Consider the following 17,185-nt stretch of genomic DNA (forward strand, 5'->3'; position numbering starts at 1 on the left):
GCGGGAATATGTGGGAATCGAACCCACCCAGGACGCTCCTAACGCCCCGAACTGGTTTTGAAGACCAGAAGGCACACCAGCACCCATCTACTCCCATATGTCTATATTAATAATCACTTGCTCATTATAGCATATTCATATTTTATGTCAAGTTATACTAGTAAAATCTCAAACTCCCTACTCATAAATTTCATTTATTTTAAATATATTTTGTTCATTTGAATATACTAAACTAAAAACCTCATTTTTATTGATACTTTTCCCTTCACTTGTAATCACTTCAATCTCTACATCTATTAAATTTGAATATTCATAATTATTAATTATATATGATTTAACATTATATCCATCGATGTTTTTTTCAATATGTTTTATAGTATAAGCAATTTTATCTTTTCTTTCTGATTTCGTAAATACTCCCACCAAATTAGCTGCATCTTTTTCTCTTACCATTTTATAATATTTTTCTATCGTGTTTATTGGATTAACATAATCTTCTTTTACTATCAACTTACTATATTTTAAAGGATTTTCTATATTATAATAATTTAAAAAAATATCCTTTCTTTCTCCATTAATTAATATTTGAACACTATTAATTGAATCTAATTCCGTCATAGTATTAACAATAGAATATATTAATAATGCTTCTTCTTCTTGAGTAATATCTTTTTCTATAATATCTTTTGAAAAATTTATATATGCTATTTGATCTGACACCTCAACAGAGAGAACTTTAGTATTTCTAGGAATTAAATTAACTATATTCTCATCATTTATTCCTCTAATCAACCTCTGTAATACTTCCATTTCAATGCTATTAGTTATATTTTTTATTTTTATATCTTTCCTAACTAATCTACTTAAACTTAAATCGGGATAATACAATGCTACATCAAAATCATTTTCTGTGGAATAGGGTGATATTATTTGAGTATTTTCTCCTAAATTATCAAAATCATCATACTTTTGACATCCTATTATAAGTAAAATCAATAAAATACTCAATAATATAATAAAAAAACTTTTATTCATATATATCCTCCTATTCCATATTAGTATCTAATGGTAATTTTATATAAAAAATTGTTCCTTCATCAATTGCACTTTTTATATCAATTTTTCCTTGATGTAATGTTATAATCTGATGAGCTATAGATAGTCCTAATCCTGTTCCTCCAGTACCTCTGCTTCTAGCCTTATCTACTCTATAAAACCTCTCAAAAATATGTTCTAAGTCTTTAGACGGGATTCCAATACCATCATCTGATACCTCAACTATAACATTATTAGAATCAGAATATAATTTCACACCTACATTACCTCCTTCTGGAGTATATTTAATTGCATTGTGTATTATATTTATAATGGCTTGTTGAATTTTATCACTATCTAATTTTATTTGTATCTTATCTCTTGGATCATAATTTAAACTAATATTTTTCTCATCAGCTAATGGTTTTAATCTAGTTATAATTTTTTCTAATAAAAAATTCAAATAGGTAACTTTATAATTTAAGTTTAATTTTTCTTTATCTAAATCTACTAAAATTAATAAATCATCTATAATATTATTTAATCTATCAATTTCAGAATCTATGTCTGTTAAAAATTCTCTATATATTTCAATATCTGCATTTTCTTGATGTAATAAAGACTCAGATAATAATTTTATAGAACTTAAAGGTGTCCTCAATTCATGAGATACATTTGCCACAAAATCCTTTCTTTGTATATCTACTTGATCTAATTTTGTACTCATAATATTAAATGCTGATGCTAATTGTCTAAACTCATCTTTAGTTTTTATATCTATTCTCTGATTTAAATTCCCTTTAGCCATATTCATTATAGCGTTAGTAAATTTTTTAATTGGTTTAGAAAATATATCTGCCAAAATAAAACTAACTATAGCTATAAATATCGCACTTATAAAGGATACTAAATATAAAGCTTTTCGAATATTTTTAACCCTAGAATATATATTATCAATAGATTTTGAAATCAAAACGGCTCCTACTATCTTACTATTTAATATAATCGGAACAGAACTATACATTAAGTGCCCATATTCTTTATGATTATATGTAGTTGCCACATTATTACCCTTCAAAGCTTTTTCAACTTCTTCATGATTAAATGTTTCCCCAATAAATTCTTTACTTGAATCAACTTTAACTTTATTATTACTATCAATAACAATTATTCTTGAATTAATTTTCTTACTATATTTTGTAACCTCATTTTTCATTGTTTCATAAATAGTAGAATTTGCTTCACTATTAACATAATACTTTATATTATTTGCTATTATATTAGTTTTAGCTAACATATCTGCCTTTTTTTCTTCAATATACATATTAGTAATTGTTTTTGATATAAATACATTAATAAATACCAATAATATTGTCACTAATAATAAATAGGTGGAAACAAGTTTCCACCTTATGCTTATAATTCCTGTTTTTTTATTGAGCTTTACTCCTGAAATAGTAACCAACTCCCCATTTTGTTAAAATATATTCAGCTTGAGATGAATTTTGCTCAATTTTTTCTCTTAATCTTCTTATATGAACATCGACAGTTCTTAGATCTCCAAAATATTCATATCCCCAAATTATCTCTAATAATTCCTCTCTTGTAAACACTTTTCCTGGATTTGTAGCTAACAATAATAATAAATCAAACTCTTTTGCTGTAAGATTTACATCTTTATCTCCTATTGATACTCTTCTCCCTAAAGTATTTATAGTAAATTCTTCGACTTGTATAACCTGCTCTCCTAATTTAGTTTCCTTATTATTAAATCTTCTCAATATAGCTTTTATTCTAGCTTTTAATTCCAAAATATTAAAAGGCTTAGTTAAATAATCATCGGCTCCATATTCTAAACCTAATATTTTATTCATGTCTTCACCTTTAGCCGTCAACATAATAATAGGAACTTGAGATGTTTCTCTTATCTTTTGACATACTTCCAATCCATCCATTTCTGGTAACATAAGATCTAATATTATTAAATCATATTCATTGCTTTTAGCTTTATTTAATGCATCCTTACCATCATACGCAGTATCTATATCATAGTTGTCCTGCTCTAAACTATATTTTAAACCTTTAACCAATAGAGCCTCATCGTCAACAATCAATATATTACTAGCCATTTCATCACCTCAAATTATATTTGTATACAATATATTAAATAAAATAAATTATTCCTTTAATTTATTTTAATATAATTTTCTTTTATCTTCAATTCTTTTAGTAATTTTCTTTCTATCAAAGTCTTCTAAAAGCGCTATGGCATATTTTCTACTTGTATTTAAAATATCCCTAAATTCTGCTAAACTGATATATTCATTTTCATAAATATATTTCTTAATTTTATCTAAAGCCTCTTCATATGCCTCCTTGTGAAATATTAAATTTTCATCTAACAATATTAATTCTTCCCTTTGTATCATTGATTCTATTATTTTAATAATATCCTCTTTTTTATAATCTAATTTTTCTATTACCTCATTTATTTTAGGTGGATTGTACTTATTTGATAATACATCATTCTCTATAACTTGTTTTATTTTCTTCTGCATTTTATTTAATTCAACTTCAAAATCATATAAAGATATATACAAATTATTTTGTTTAATTACATCTTCTTCAATCAATTTATCTATAAGTAATTCTCCTAATTTAGGCTTTATGTGAATAAAATATTTACTTCTTAATTCCTCTCTTAGAATTCCTATTTTTACAGGATTTTCATTATGATAATTCTGTAGAAACTTCTTTATCTTTAATCTTATATATTTATAGTAATCCTTATGAACATAATGTTTTTCATTTGATACTTCAAATATCAATATTTTATTTTTATTCTCTAAAATTTTACTTGTCTTAATTATTTCATCTTCCTTAGTTATCAGCTCAGTAGATAATTCTTTAGTTGTAGGAAATCTTTTACTTCTTTCTTTAATACTTTCTTCTATTATTTTTTCTTTATTTCCAGTTTCTTTTATCTTAAGTTCCTCAATTATATCTTCTTTAAATCTTTTTTTCTTTAAAGGATTACCATCTAAAATGATTCCCCCACCTATTGTAGTCATAGGAGAATAAAATCTAATTATAAATCTATCTCCAACTTTTGCTGAAGTCTTTTCCTCTAATCTTAATTGCACATAGCCACTTTCTCCAGGAGTTATATATTCCTTATCCAATAATACTGCCCTACATAATATCTCTTGAGTTCCTAAATACAATCTTAATCTAGTACGATTTTCCACTATCCACGGAGAATCTTTAAGCAATTCTAGCTTTACATCTAGCATCATCGTATCTACCATAGATTCAGGCAAAGCTACAATATCCCCTCTATCAATATCTGATTTTTTAATTCCTGGTAAATTAATAGCAACTCTTTGTCCTGCTAATGCTTTTTGAGAATTTTCTTCATGAACTTGTATAGATCTAATTCTACTTTTCAGTTTTTTAGGAAATACCTCAATTTCATCCCCTACATTAAATGTTCCCTGTAATAACGTACCTGTTACTACCGTTCCAAATCCAGTCAATGTAAAAACTCTATCAATAGGTAATCTAGGAATATTCTTTATATCTCTATCCTTTATGCTTTCTGCTATTGTATCAATCTCTTTTGTTAAAATATCTATTCCAATCTTTTTTGTAGAAGATACTTCTATTATTTTTCCATTTTCAAGAAATGTATTTTTAATATTTTCTTTAATGTCTTCTTTAACTAACTCTTTCCACTCTTCATCTACTAAATCACATTTTGTTAATGCAATTATTCCGTTATTTATGTCTAATAAATTAAGAATATTAAGATGTTCTAAAGTCTGAGGCATAATTCCTTCATCTGCTGCGACTACCAATATTACTACATCAATTCCACTAACTCCAGCTAACATATTCTTAATAAATCTTTCATGTCCAGGAACATCTATAATTCCTGCTCTCCTTCCACTTGGCAAATCAAAATATGTAAAACCCAATTCAATTGATATACCTCTATTTTTTTCTTCAGCTAACCTATCTGTTTCTCTACCCGTAAGGGCTTTAATCAAAGTAGTTTTCCCATGATCAATATGTCCTGCTGTCCCAATAATAATATTCTTCTCCACATTATTCACTCCTATAATCATTAATAGACCATTTGATTCCTTCAACTATTATATTAAAATCATTTTCATCAATTGTCCTTACGTCTATAAGCAGATTATTATTATTAATTCTAGTAATTATAGGAATTCTAAATTTCCTTAAATTTTCTTCTAATTTATTAATACTTATATATTCACTTTTAATGCTTAATACCTTAGTGGAAATCTCTTCTAAAGGTAAAGATCCTCCTCCTACTTGAGAATAATCATCTAATATCTGTATTTCAACATCATCAATATTTTCAGCAACTAAATCATATAAGTTTTTAGCTTTTTTAGTTATATCTTTTAAAGACATAGTAAGCATTCTTAGCGTGGGAATATTTTTAATAGCCTTTTCTTCTTCTAAATACTCTCTTAAAACAAGTTCTAAAACAGCTATTATCATCTTATCAACTCTTATAGCTCTAGTTAATTGATTTTTTTTCATTTTATCAATTAATTTCTTTTTTCCCACAATAATTCCAGCTTGAGGTCCTCCTAGTAATTTGTCTCCACTAAAACTTACAATATCTACTCCAGCTCTTAATGAATCTTGTACTGTTGGTTCATAAGATAATCCATATTTACTTAAATCTATCAAAACTCCACTTCCTATATCCTCTATAACTGGTATGTTATTTTTTCTTCCCAGATTAACTAAATCTTCTATAGGAACAGATTCTGTAAAACCTACTATTTTATAATTACTAGTGTGAACCTTTAATAATGCAGCAGTTTCTTCTCCTATTGCTAATTCATAATCTGATAAGTGAGTTTTATTGGTAGTGCCTATGTCTATTAATTTACCTCCACTTTGTTCCATAACTTCAGGTACTCTAAAGGATCCTCCTATCTCTACCAACTCTCCTCTAGATACAATCACTTCCTTTTCTTTAGCCAATGTACTTAATATAAGCATAACAGCAGAAGCATTATTATTGACTACTAATGCCGCTTCTGCTCCTGTTATTCTACATATTATATCCTCTATATGACTATATCTAGATCCCCTCTTACCTTCTTTTAGATTATATTCCAAATTAGAATAACTTGAAACTATTTCAACCACTTTTTCTAGTATATTTTTTGAAATTAAAGATCTACCTAAATTAGTATGAATAATTGTTCCTGTTCCATTTATAATCTTTTTTAGTTTAGGATTAATTTTATTTTTAGATTTTTCTATAATTATATTATATATTTTTTTTATTTCATCTTCTATATGTTCCTGTGATATATTCTCAGAAATAATATCTTTTCTAATACTTTCTAAAACTTCTCTAATACTTTCTAATATTATTTCTCTAGGAATATAATTTAACGCTTCATGTATATTTTTCCTTTGAAGAACTTCATCAACTTTAGGTAAGTTTCTAAACAATTCTTTTCTATTCTTCATTTATTTTCACCCTTATTCAACAATTATATAATGTTCCTTTTTCTCCACAACTCTACCAATAATACCATATTCAGTATCTAATATTTTAAGTTCTTTCATTAATAAATCTACTTTACTTTTATCTACAGAAATTAATAATCCTCCTGATGTTTGGGGGTCAAACATAATATCCTGCAATGATTCTTCTATAGAATTAGATATTCTTACATCATTTCCTATAAAAGACTTATTAGAATATGCACCTGCTGGTATTATTCCCATTTTGGCTAATTCACTAGCTTCATTTATAATAGGAATTCTATTGCTATAAAATTCAATGCTTACATCACTTCCTTTAGCCATTTCTAAACCATGACCTAATAATCCAAATCCAGTTACATCAGTACAACTATTTATACCTACTTTAACCATTACATCTTTAGCCTTCTTATTCAATGTAGACATTATATTGATTGCTTCGTTATATGCCTCTTTGGAAGCCATATCAGCCTTAATTGCAGTATTTATAATGCCAACACCTAAAGGCTTAGTTAAAACTAAATAATCCCCAATTTTAGCATTGCTATTAATAATAACATTATCAGGATGCACAAATCCTGTAACAGCTAATCCATATTTAGGTTCGTCATCTTCAACTGTATGTCCACCAACTATTAGAGCTCCTGCTTCAAGTACCTTATCATTTCCACCTTTTAAAATTTCAGCCATTACTTCTGGACTTAAACAATTAGGAAATCCTATAATATTCATTGCTAATTTAGGATCTCCTCCCATTGCATATATATCACTGATAGAATTAGCTGCAGCAATTTGTCCAAATGTATATGGATCATCAACGACTGGTGTAAAAAAATCAACTGTCTGAATTATAGCAGTATCCTTATTTATTCTATATACTGCTCCATCATCAGATGTATCTATTCCAACTAATAAATTATCATCAGTTTTTCTTGGTATATAACGCAGAACCTGCGCTAAGGTCTCAGGACCTATTTTAGCTGCTCAGCCAGAAGCTGTAGTCATTTGTGTAAGCCTATACTTATTGTTCATTTTAAACCACACCTTTCATCAAATAGTAATCTTATCTTTAATATTTTCAAATGTTTTTTCTCCTATACGATCTACATTCATTATATCTTCTATTGTATTAAATCTATTATTATTTCTATATTCAATAATATTATTAGCCTTCACAGGACCTATATCTGGTAAGGTTTCTAGTTCAGTTTGCTCTGCACTATTTATATTTATTTTATCAGTATTATTTTCATCACTACTGATTTCATTTTCATTCTGTATATCATCTATTTCTTCTTCATCTATTTTATAAATATGAATTCTATCTTCATCTTTAATTTTCTTAGCCAAATTAATTCTATTCATATCAGCTTCATCAGTTAACCCTCCCGCTGCCTTAACAACATCATTAACTCTACTACCATTTTTCAATGTAAATATTCCTGGATTATTAACCGCCCCTGTAATATGTACAATTATATCTTCTCCAATACTTTCTGAATCTATATCTATGTTATTCTCATCTAAGGATAAATCATCTTTTTCTATTTCTACCTCTTCCGTGTCTTTATATTCTTCATATGTAATATCCTCATTATTGTCGCGATTGTCGCGAAATAATATATTAAAACCTATTATTCCTATAATGATACTAACTAGTATAAGTATAACTATTTGCTCCTTCCTTGTAAAGGATAGCATTTTTGTTTTCACTCCTCCCTTTTGTTTTTTATATACTTCTACATATATTTTGTTTTTCCTCCAAATATTTTACTTAAAATATTATTAATAATTTGGTATACTATAGTGTATAAGATTTGAGGAGTGATAAAATGTGAAAAAGTTTATGCCAATAATTCTCATACTTTTATTTGTCTTTAATTTTACTTCTGTAATTTATGCAAATGATAATTTCCTAAACCCTAGTGATATAAATGCGGAATCTGCTATACTTATAGATGGAAATACTGGAGAAATCCTATTCGAAAAAAATATTGATAAAAAAATGTATCCAGCAAGTACTACAAAAATTCTTACAGGAATATTAGCTATTGAAAATGGTAATTTTAATGATATGGTCACAGTTGATGCTGAAACTCCTTATGAAATAAAAGGTGCTCATATAGCACTTGAACCTGACGAAAAAATAAATTTTGAAGATTTACTAAATGCTACTCTTATAGAGTCTGCAAATGATGCAGCAGTTGTATTAGCTAAACATATAGGTGGATCAGTAGAAGGTTTTGCAAAAATGATGAATGATAAAGCTCAAGATATAGGTGCAAAAAACTCTAATTTTGTCAATCCTAATGGTCTTCCAGATGAAAATCATACAACTACAGCCTATGATTTAGCAATTATAACTAAATACGCAATGAAAAATGAAAAATTTAGAGAAATAGTTAAAAACCACCAATATACAATTGAACCTACAAATAAAAAAACAGAGCAAAGACATCTCCATTCATCTAATAAATTATTATATGGTACAAGCAATATTAATGTAGATGGAAAAACAGTGGAAATTAAGTATGATGATGCAATTGGTGTTAAAACAGGATATACCGATGAAGCTGGTCAATGTTTAGTTTCTGCAGTTGAAAGAGATGGAAGAATGTTAATTTCTGTTGTATTAAAATCAACTGGTAATAATTTATGGATTGATACTCATAAATTATTAGATTATGGTTTTAATAATTTCACTACTACAATATTAGGTTTTAAAAATGAGTTTGTTAAAAATATAGAAATAAAAAATGGAAATAACTCTTTTGTTACTGGAGTTAATGGAAAAGACGTATCAATAACACTTCCAAAAGGAACAAAAAATTCTGTTACAAAAAACATTATATTAAATGATAATTTAGAGGCTCCAATATCTAAAGGACAAGTCTTAGGAAAAATAGAGTATATACTAAATGATGAAGTTATAACTACCTCAAATATTATATCTACTTCAGATATAAAGTTAATGGGTGTATATGCTTCGATTTCTAATTCATCTCTTTTTTCAAATTTTTATCCATGGTTATTGATAGGACTACCTATACTATTTATAATTTGGAGCTTTAGTACTATCAGAAAAAAAATCAAAAAAAAGAAATATGCAACAAAATCTGATATAACCTATAAAGAAAAATATTAAAAATAAAGTGAATGTTTTTCATCCACTTTATTTTCTAGCTCTTATTTTATCAAGATAATTATATATAGTATATCTAGATACACATAATACTTCAGCTACATATTCAACAGATCCTTTTATTAAAAAGGTTCCTTTTTCATCAAGGTTTTCTACTATCTTAACCTTTTCTTCTTTATTTAAATATGCTACTGGTTTACCTATATTTTCTAATACTCTTTCTACTACACTATACAATATATCATTTATATTATTACTATAGGTTTCCTGAATTTCTTTATTTTTATTAGAATCATCTATAGTTTCTGTCAATTCTGTTATAACATTCTTAGCTACTACAAATTCAGAAATATCTACATTAATACACAAACATCCAACTACCTCATCAGATTGATCTTTTATAAATAATGTAGATGATTTTAATGTTCTTCCATCCTTAGTAATAGTTTTATATTTTATAAGATTTTTTTCATATTCTTTATTTCTTATAGCTTTAAGTCCTCTTTCTGTCATAGGACTACCAACACTTCTACCTGTTACATGGCCATTAGAAATAGCTATAACGGAATGTTGTGGTGTCTTTATATCATGTAATACTACTTCACAATTACTTCCTAATGTTCTTGATATTCCTTCTACTAATGGAATCATATTTAATAATAAAGGATGTAATTTTTCATTATCCATCTCATCACCTCATCAATTTGCCACGATATTTACAAGTTTATTAGGTATTACTATAACTTTTCTTACTGATTTACCTTTAACAAATTCCTTTACCTTTTCACTTTTCAAAGCAATTTTTTCTAATTCTTCTTTTGAAACATCTGAAGATACCATTATTTTATCTCTTAACTTGCCATTAATTTGAATAACCACTTCTACTTCATCTTTTACTAAAGCTTTTTTGTCATATTTAAGCCACTTTATAGAATGTACACTTTCCGTATGTCCTATCATACTCCATAATTCCTCAGTTAAATAAGGTACAAATGGAGCTAATAAAACTATTATTGTCTCAATAGATTCTGCTAATAAAGCTTTTTTGGTATCATTACTTAAATTTTCTTTAAATTTATTAGTATCATTCACTAACTCCATTATACCGCTTATTGCAGTATTGAAATTAAATCTCTCATCTACATCTTCAGTTACTTTCTTAATAGTATTATGAATAGAATAATTAAACTCTTTATCTCTTTTATCTAGCTTTTTCATATCACTATTTTTATAATTTTTATAAATATCTCTAGTTTCATCTACTAATCTATAAACTCTATTTAAGAATCTATAACAACCTTCTACCCCCTGATCATTCCATTCTAAATCTCTTGCTGGAGGAGCTGCAAATAGAACAAATAGTCTTGCAGTATCTGCACCATAATTATTAACTATTTCCTCGGGGCTTACTACATTTCCTTTAGATTTAGACATTTTTGCTCCATCTTTTAATACCATTCCTTGAGTTAAAAGATCTTTAAATGGTTCATCAACTGGTGATAAGTCCATATCATATAATACTTTTGTAAAGAATCGAGCATAAAGTAAATGTAATATGGCATGCTCTACTCCTCCAATATATTGATCAACTTTCATCCAATATTTTGCCTTAGACTTATCAAATACTTCATCCTTGTTATTTGGATCTGTATATCTTAAGAAATACCAAGAAGAATCAACAAATGTATCCATTGTATCAGTCTCTCTTCTTGCCTTTTTACCGCACTTAGGACAATTAGTATGGACAAATTTTCCACTAGTTAACAAAGGAGACTCTCCTTTACCTGTAAATTCTACATCTGTAGGCAATAGTACAGGAAGACTATCTTCAGGTATTGGCACGATACCACAATCATCACAATATATCATTGGTATAGGTGTACCCCAATATCTTTGTCTTGAAATAAGCCAATCTCTTAATCTATAATTAACTGTTTTGTTTCCTATCTTTAAATCTTCTATATGCTTAATAATCTTAGATTTAACTTCATCACTAGATAAACCATTAAATTTATCAGAATTAATCATCACACCTTTATTTATATATGCCTCTGATAAATTTTTAATCTCTTTTCCATCCTCAGATATAACCTGTGTTATTTCTATATCATATTTTTTTGCAAACTCAAAGTCTCTTTGATCATGAGCAGGTACTGCCATTACTGCACCTGTTCCATAATCTATTAATACATAATTTGCTATATATATAGGTATTTCTTTTTTAGTCAAAGGATTTATTGCATATCTACCTATAAAAATACCTTCTTTTTCAACATCTGTAGATGTTCTATCTATATCTGACATAGTCTCAATTTTCTTTTTGAATTTTTGAACTTTTTCTTCATATTCAGTACCTTTTACTAATTCATCTACTAAATGATGTTCTGGAGCAAGTACCATATATGTTACACCATAGATAGTATCTGGACGTGTAGTAAATATATTAAGTTTTTCAGAAGAATCTTTTATTTCAAAATTCATTTCTGCTCCTTCACTTCTACCAATCCAATTTGTTTGCATAGATTTTACCTTTTCTGGCCATCCTTCAAGTTTATCCATATCATCTAATAATCTTTGAGCATAATCCGTAATTTTAAAATACCATTGATCTAATTCTTTTTTTCCTACTTCAGAATCACATCTCTCACACTTTCCATCTATTACTTGTTCATTAGCCAATACCGTTTCACAAGATGGACACCAATTAACTGCATAATTCTTCTTATAAGCTAATCCTTTATTATACATTTGAATAAATATCCACTGAGTCCATTTATAATAATCTGGTTGACATGTTGTAACCTCTCTGCTCCAATCATAACTCAATCCAATTCCCTTAAGCTGTTCTCTCATATCTTCAATATTCTCCAATGTCCACTTATTTGGATGAATACCATGTTTTATAGCAGCATTTTCAGCAGGTAATCCAAAAGAATCCCATCCCATAGGATGAAGTACATTATATCCCTGCATCCTTTTAAATCTAGCTACTACGTCTCCAATTGAATAATTCCTTACATGCCCCATATGAATTCTACCAGATGGATATGGAAACATCTCTAATTGATAATATTTCTTTTTATCATCTTCAAATGCCTTGAATACACTACTACTTTCCCATTTTTCTTGCCATTTTTTTTCGATTTTACTAAAATTATAAGCCATATTTTTCCTCCTTATTTCTATACTTTATTTACAAACAAAAAACTTCTCGTCCCTATCTATATAGATAGGGACGAGAAGTAACCCGCGGTACCACCCTAATTGGCAACATGCCCACTCAATAAGTCCTATAATGGGGACTAATCTATCTACTAAAGCAAGTTCAGTAATAAAATTTATCAGTTTCCACCAAACACTGACTCTCTATAAAAATTTTAATTACTTACTACTCTTTATATTACATATTTTACTACTTATATCATTACTAATTACTATAATTATATATATTAATCTACATAATTGTCAACATCAACTTTTTTCCCATCAATCCATAATCTTTCTAAATTATAGAATACTCTATCTTCCTTATGAAATATATGAACTATTATATCACCAAAATCTAATAATATCCATCTTCCAGATCTATGTCCTTCTTTAGATTTAAGTTCATAACCATTTTCGTACATTTTTTCATCAATTGCATCTGCTATTGCTATAGTCTGTCTTTCACTGTTTCCACTACAAATAACAAAAAAATCTGCAATACTTGTTATTTCTGACACTTCTATAACTTCTATATCTACAGCTCTTTTATCATCTGCTGTATCAATGATCAAAGATAACTTTTTATTGTCTGTCACTCCACGACCTCCTATTTTTATTCCTTAAAAGTATTAAACTATTTCTCGTACTAATAGTATTGGGATGTATTAATAATCCTTTATCAATTATATATTTTATAGTATTTTCCATAGAAACAATAATTGCCTCATCTATATCTTCAAAAGCTAATTTCCTAATATCTTCTATTCCATCAAAATCTCTTTCTGGCTCAATATAATCTGCTATAAAGATTACTTTCTCAAGTATACTCATATCTCTTCTTCCTGTAGTATGATATTTAATAGCATTTAATATATCTTCATCTACTATATCATATTTCTTTTTTGCTATTTCTGCTCCTAAATGACTATGTATCAAATGATGATTGTTTTTTGATATAATATCTAAGATTATACCAAACTCCTCTACCTTTTTCAATAACACATCTATATCTTTATATTTTCCACAATCATGTAAAAGAGCAGCTAATTCTACTTTTTTCTCGTCTATTCTATATACTAGCGCTAATCTTTTTGCAATATCTACTACTCTAAGAGTATGATTATATCTCTCTTTATCTATTTCTAATTTTAACTCTTTTTTAATATTTTCTATATCCATATTCTTTCCTCCGTCATTTATATATGTTTCTCTTATTGATGTAATCAATAACTGAATCAGGAACCATATATTTAATAGTTTTTCCACCCTTTAATCTATTTCTTATATCAGTAGAGGATATATCTAATGGTACAATAGATAATAAACTTATTTTCCTTTCATATTTCTCTTCTAATTTTTTTATTCTCGATAGTAGTTCTTCTACATCATATCTTGGTCTTGTAGTTGCAATAAAATTACATATATTCAGTAATTCTTGTGTATTCTTCCACGTTTCAATCTCTAAAATAGCATCTGCCCCAGTAATAAAATATATTTCTGATTCAGTATATTCCTCTCTTAATTGTTTTATTGTATCTATTGTATAACTTGTACCTTTTCTTTTAATCTCTATATCAGATACTAAAAAATCTTTATTTGAAATAGTAGCAAGTATTGTCATCATATATCTGTCTTCTGTAGAAGCTAAACTATCAATCTTCTTATGAGGTGGATTTCCAGTAGGTACAAAAAGTACCTTATTCAAATTAAACCTTTTTCTTATTTCTTCTGCCATTGCTAAATGACCTATATGAATAGGATTAAATGTACCACCCATAATCCCTAGTTTTTTTATTTCTTTCATAATTAACCTCCTATATATAATACAATTGTATTATATATCATATATTAGCAATATTAAAATAATAATTAAAAATCCTCCAGTCTTGGAGGATTAATTTTTTTCTACAAAAGATTTTAATTGATTTATTTCGTCAGCATTTGAAGATACGATATCATCAATATTTTCTTTCTCAAAATTTTTAAAATACATTTTACAATTTCCATCATTATCATCTTCATATCTTATACATTTGTATCCTTTTTCATATAATCGTTTTAATTTTTCTATATTATCCATTAATTCATCACCTTTTCAAAAAAAATTTTCAATAGATTTAATATAGTTATTTATCTTTATTTTCACCTCTTTTAAATTTTTTATTCGTTATTTAGGCAATTCTATAGTTTTATTATCTTCAGATTCTTTATATAATACAAATTTATTACCAATACTCTGTATAAATTCAGCGTCAGCTTTTTTAGAAACCTCATTTCCTACTTCTTTAGTATCAAGAAAACTATTATTTAAAACTTTTATTTTTATTAATTCTCTAGCTTCAAGTGCATTTTCCACTTGAGTAATAAAATTTTCTGTAACTCCATTCTTTCCAATTTGTAATATAGGATCAATTCCATGAGCTTCTTTTTTTAAAAAACTTCTTTGTTTACCTGTAAGCAATTATAACACTCCTTTCAATTTGTAAAATACATTGAAAATTAATCAAAAAATTCAAATTCATATCCGCATATATTTACTGAATCTTCTTCTGATATACCTAATTCTCTTAGTCGATCAATTATACCTAAATCTCTTAATCTTTTTTGAAAAAATCTAGAAGAATCTAAGTCATCAAGATTTGTTGAATCCATTAATTTCTCAATTACTGGACCTTCCACAAAATATTCATTTCCTTCTTTTCTTACAACTATTTTTTTATTCTCGTTTTTAAATTCATATAGTTTTATATCATTTTCTATTTGAATAATTGGTTCTACTTCTCCTATTTCTTTAAGTTTTTCTTCTATCTTATAAATTAACTTCTTAACCCCTTCCTGAGTTGCCGCAGATATTTTATATACTTCATAACCTAAACTTTCAATTTCTTCTTTAAATATTTTATAATTCTTCTCAGAGTTAGGCAAATCAATTTTATTTGCTACAATTATCTGCTTTCTAGATGCTAATTTTTCATTATATAATTGTAATTCTTTATTTATTCTATGAAAATCTTCAATAGGATCTCTACCCTCTTGACCTGATATATCTACTACATGAACTAATAACCTCGTTCTCTCTATATGTCTTAAAAAATCATGCCCTAATCCAGTACCACTATGAGCACCTTCTATCAATCCTGGAATATCTGCCATTACAAAACTATCCCCTTCTCTGACTCTAACTACCCCTAAATTAGGATTTATTGTAGTAAAATGATAGTTTGCTATTTTAGGTTTAGCTGAAGATACAATAGACAATAATGTAGATTTCCCTACATTAGGAAAGCCCAAAAGACCTACATCTGCTAATAATTTTAACTCTAATATAATCCATCTTTCTTGTCCCTTTTCTCCACCCTCAGCAAATCTTGGTGCTTGTCTAGTAGAGGTAGCAAATTTTGCATTTCCTTTACCTCCTCTTCCTCCTTTAGCAACTATAAACTCATCATCTTCACTCGTTAAATCAGCAATTATTTTTCCCGATTCTTCATCTTTAATAATAGTTCCTGGTGGAACTCTTATTATTAAGTCCTCTCCAGCTTTCCCATATTGTCTTTTAGATCTTCCATTTTCTCCGGCTTTAGCCTTAAAATGTTTTTTATATCGCAAATCCATTAAAGTTCTTAATCCTTCATCAACTCTAAGAATTACATTACCTCCATGACCACCATCTCCTCCAGCTGGACCTCCAGAAGGTTCATATTTCTCTCTTCTCCATGCAACAGCTCCATGGCCTCCATTTCCACCTTTAACAAAGATTTTAGCTTTATCTATAAACATTCTTATCATCCTCATTTTATTAATATTTTAATATATAAAATACTAACTACTATAAATTTTTATTTATTATTTCCTTTTTTCATTAATTTACCCTTATAAAATACTATATGTATCTTTTCCCTCAAATTTCGAGTAAATAGATTGTGCCACTAAAAAGAAAGACCTACCTAAGTAGGTAGGTCTTATTCAGCAACAGCATCTTTTGGATGAACACTTACTTGTTTTCTATTTTTGCCTTTTCTTTCAAATTTAACTACTCCATCTATAGTAGCAAATAAAGTATCATCTCCACCTTTTTTAACATTATATCCTGGGTGGATTTTTGTTCCTCTTTGTCTTACTAAAATATTTCCAGACAATACATTTTGTCCATCAGCTCTTTTAACACCAAGTCTTTTTGACTCACTGTCACGACCGTTTTTAGAACTACCTACCCCTTTTTTGTGGGCAAATAACTGTAAATTCATAATTAACATC

General features: G+C 27.5%; 17 protein-coding genes, 1 tRNA gene and 1 other annotated feature. Of the genes, 1 reads left to right on the forward strand and 17 read right to left on the reverse strand.

The annotated features are described in order from the left end of the window. From GOQ29_RS09455 to GOQ29_RS09490, 8 genes are all read right to left on the reverse strand, one after another. Positions 1–95, reverse strand: a tRNA-Sec gene (locus GOQ29_RS09455). A gap of 82 nt (positions 96–177) precedes the next feature. Further along, positions 178–1,035 carry a GerMN domain-containing protein gene (locus GOQ29_RS09460; RefSeq protein ID WP_203372408.1) on the reverse strand — a complete coding sequence of 286 codons (858 nt, stop codon included), beginning with the start codon at positions 1,033–1,035 and terminating at the stop codon, positions 178–180. Positions 1,036–1,045: 10 nt separating this feature from the next. Then, a complete protein-coding gene (locus GOQ29_RS09465; protein ID WP_252187577.1) occupies positions 1,046–2,500 on the reverse strand; it encodes a sensor histidine kinase in 1,455 nt (484 codons plus the stop codon). Then, positions 2,469–3,164, reverse strand: a complete 696-nt coding sequence (locus GOQ29_RS09470; RefSeq protein ID WP_203372409.1) for a response regulator transcription factor — start codon at positions 3,162–3,164, stop codon at positions 2,469–2,471. The genes GOQ29_RS09465 and GOQ29_RS09470 overlap by 32 nt, the downstream gene beginning before the upstream one ends. Positions 3,165–3,230: 66 nt before the next feature. After that, complete coding sequence (gene selB, locus GOQ29_RS09475) at positions 3,231–5,141, reverse strand: selenocysteine-specific translation elongation factor (protein WP_350446007.1); 1,911 nt, start codon at positions 5,139–5,141, stop codon at positions 3,231–3,233. Position 5,142: 1 nt separating this feature from the next. Next, positions 5,143–6,561: an L-seryl-tRNA(Sec) selenium transferase gene (gene selA / locus GOQ29_RS09480; protein WP_203372411.1), complete on the reverse strand. Its 1,419-nt coding sequence runs from the start codon at positions 6,559–6,561 to the stop codon at positions 5,143–5,145. A 12-nt stretch (positions 6,562–6,573) separates the two neighbouring features. Then, a complete protein-coding gene (gene selD, locus GOQ29_RS09485) occupies positions 6,574–7,611 on the reverse strand; it encodes a selenide, water dikinase SelD (RefSeq protein WP_203372412.1) in 1,038 nt (345 codons plus the stop codon). Between the two features lie 18 nt (positions 7,612–7,629). Next, positions 7,630–8,292, reverse strand: a complete 663-nt coding sequence (locus tag GOQ29_RS09490; protein ID WP_203372413.1) for a helix-hairpin-helix domain-containing protein — start codon at positions 8,290–8,292, stop codon at positions 7,630–7,632. Between the two features lie 121 nt (positions 8,293–8,413). Between GOQ29_RS09490 and GOQ29_RS09495 the strand changes: the two genes are divergently transcribed. Further along, positions 8,414–9,724 carry a D-alanyl-D-alanine carboxypeptidase family protein gene (locus GOQ29_RS09495; protein WP_203372414.1) on the forward strand — a complete coding sequence of 437 codons (1,311 nt, stop codon included), beginning with the start codon at positions 8,414–8,416 and terminating at the stop codon, positions 9,722–9,724. Between the two features lie 27 nt (positions 9,725–9,751). On the opposite strand, the gene GOQ29_RS09500 is transcribed toward GOQ29_RS09495, so the two are convergent. From GOQ29_RS09500 to rpmA, 9 genes are all read right to left on the reverse strand, one after another. Beyond that, the gene (locus GOQ29_RS09500) at positions 9,752–10,408 is read right to left on the reverse strand and encodes a helix-turn-helix transcriptional regulator (RefSeq protein WP_203372415.1); all 657 of its coding nucleotides are present in this window, start codon (positions 10,406–10,408) and stop codon (positions 9,752–9,754) included. A gap of 12 nt (positions 10,409–10,420) precedes the next feature. Continuing rightward, complete coding sequence (leuS, locus tag GOQ29_RS09505) at positions 10,421–12,886, reverse strand: leucine--tRNA ligase (protein ID WP_203372416.1); 2,466 nt, start codon at positions 12,884–12,886, stop codon at positions 10,421–10,423. 63 nt (positions 12,887–12,949) lie between these two features. Further along, positions 12,950–13,132 (reverse strand) — a binding site (T-box leader). Positions 13,133–13,170: 38 nt separating this feature from the next. Beyond that, complete coding sequence (gene rsfS, locus GOQ29_RS09510; RefSeq protein WP_203372417.1) at positions 13,171–13,524, reverse strand: ribosome silencing factor; 354 nt, start codon at positions 13,522–13,524, stop codon at positions 13,171–13,173. After that, the gene (gene yqeK, locus GOQ29_RS09515) at positions 13,511–14,107 is read right to left on the reverse strand and encodes a bis(5'-nucleosyl)-tetraphosphatase (symmetrical) YqeK (protein WP_203372418.1); all 597 of its coding nucleotides are present in this window, start codon (positions 14,105–14,107) and stop codon (positions 13,511–13,513) included. Before yqeK ends, rsfS begins: the two co-directional genes overlap by 14 nt. 13 nt (positions 14,108–14,120) lie before the next feature. Continuing rightward, complete coding sequence (nadD, locus tag GOQ29_RS09520) at positions 14,121–14,732, reverse strand: nicotinate-nucleotide adenylyltransferase (protein ID WP_207750690.1); 612 nt, start codon at positions 14,730–14,732, stop codon at positions 14,121–14,123. A gap of 90 nt (positions 14,733–14,822) precedes the next feature. Continuing rightward, a complete protein-coding gene (locus GOQ29_RS09525; protein WP_203372419.1) occupies positions 14,823–15,008 on the reverse strand; it encodes a hypothetical protein in 186 nt (61 codons plus the stop codon). Positions 15,009–15,095: 87 nt separating this feature from the next. Continuing rightward, the gene (gene yhbY / locus GOQ29_RS09530) at positions 15,096–15,389 is read right to left on the reverse strand and encodes a ribosome assembly RNA-binding protein YhbY (RefSeq protein WP_203372420.1); all 294 of its coding nucleotides are present in this window, start codon (positions 15,387–15,389) and stop codon (positions 15,096–15,098) included. Between the two features lie 38 nt (positions 15,390–15,427). After that, entirely contained in the window at positions 15,428–16,708 is a 1,281-nt protein-coding gene (obgE, locus tag GOQ29_RS09535; RefSeq protein WP_203372421.1) for a GTPase ObgE, read from the reverse strand. A gap of 182 nt (positions 16,709–16,890) precedes the next feature. Next, entirely contained in the window at positions 16,891–17,184 is a 294-nt protein-coding gene (gene rpmA / locus GOQ29_RS09540; RefSeq protein ID WP_203372422.1) for a 50S ribosomal protein L27, read from the reverse strand. Between the last annotated feature and the right edge of the window lies 1 nt (position 17,185).

The organism is Anaeromonas gelatinilytica (assembly GCF_016820635.1).
Taxonomy (GTDB): domain Bacteria; phylum Bacillota; class Clostridia; order Tissierellales; family SIT17; genus Anaeromonas; species Anaeromonas gelatinilytica.

Coding starts and splice junctions, on each gene's coding strand:
- leuS (WP_203372416.1), bottom strand. CDS start 12,886: ATGGCTTATAATTTTAGTAAAATCGAAAAAAAATGGCAAGAAAAATGG.
- GOQ29_RS09525 (WP_203372419.1), bottom strand. CDS start 15,008: ATGGATAATATAGAAAAATTAAAACGATTATATGAAAAAGGATACAAA.
- GOQ29_RS09460 (WP_203372408.1), bottom strand. CDS start 1,035: ATGAATAAAAGTTTTTTTATTATATTATTGAGTATTTTATTGATTTTA.
- nadD (WP_207750690.1), bottom strand. CDS start 14,732: ATGAAAGAAATAAAAAAACTAGGGATTATGGGTGGTACATTTAATCCT.
- selA (WP_203372411.1), bottom strand. CDS start 6,561: ATGAAGAATAGAAAAGAATTGTTTAGAAACTTACCTAAAGTTGATGAA.
- GOQ29_RS09500 (WP_203372415.1), bottom strand. CDS start 10,408: ATGGATAATGAAAAATTACATCCTTTATTATTAAATATGATTCCATTA.
- obgE (WP_203372421.1), bottom strand. CDS start 16,708: ATGTTTATAGATAAAGCTAAAATCTTTGTTAAAGGTGGAAATGGAGGC.
- yqeK (WP_203372418.1), bottom strand. CDS start 14,107: ATGGATATAGAAAATATTAAAAAAGAGTTAAAATTAGAAATAGATAAA.
- rpmA (WP_203372422.1), bottom strand. CDS start 17,184: ATGTTAATTATGAATTTACAGTTATTTGCCCACAAAAAAGGGGTAGGT.
- GOQ29_RS09470 (WP_203372409.1), bottom strand. CDS start 3,164: ATGGCTAGTAATATATTGATTGTTGACGATGAGGCTCTATTGGTTAAA.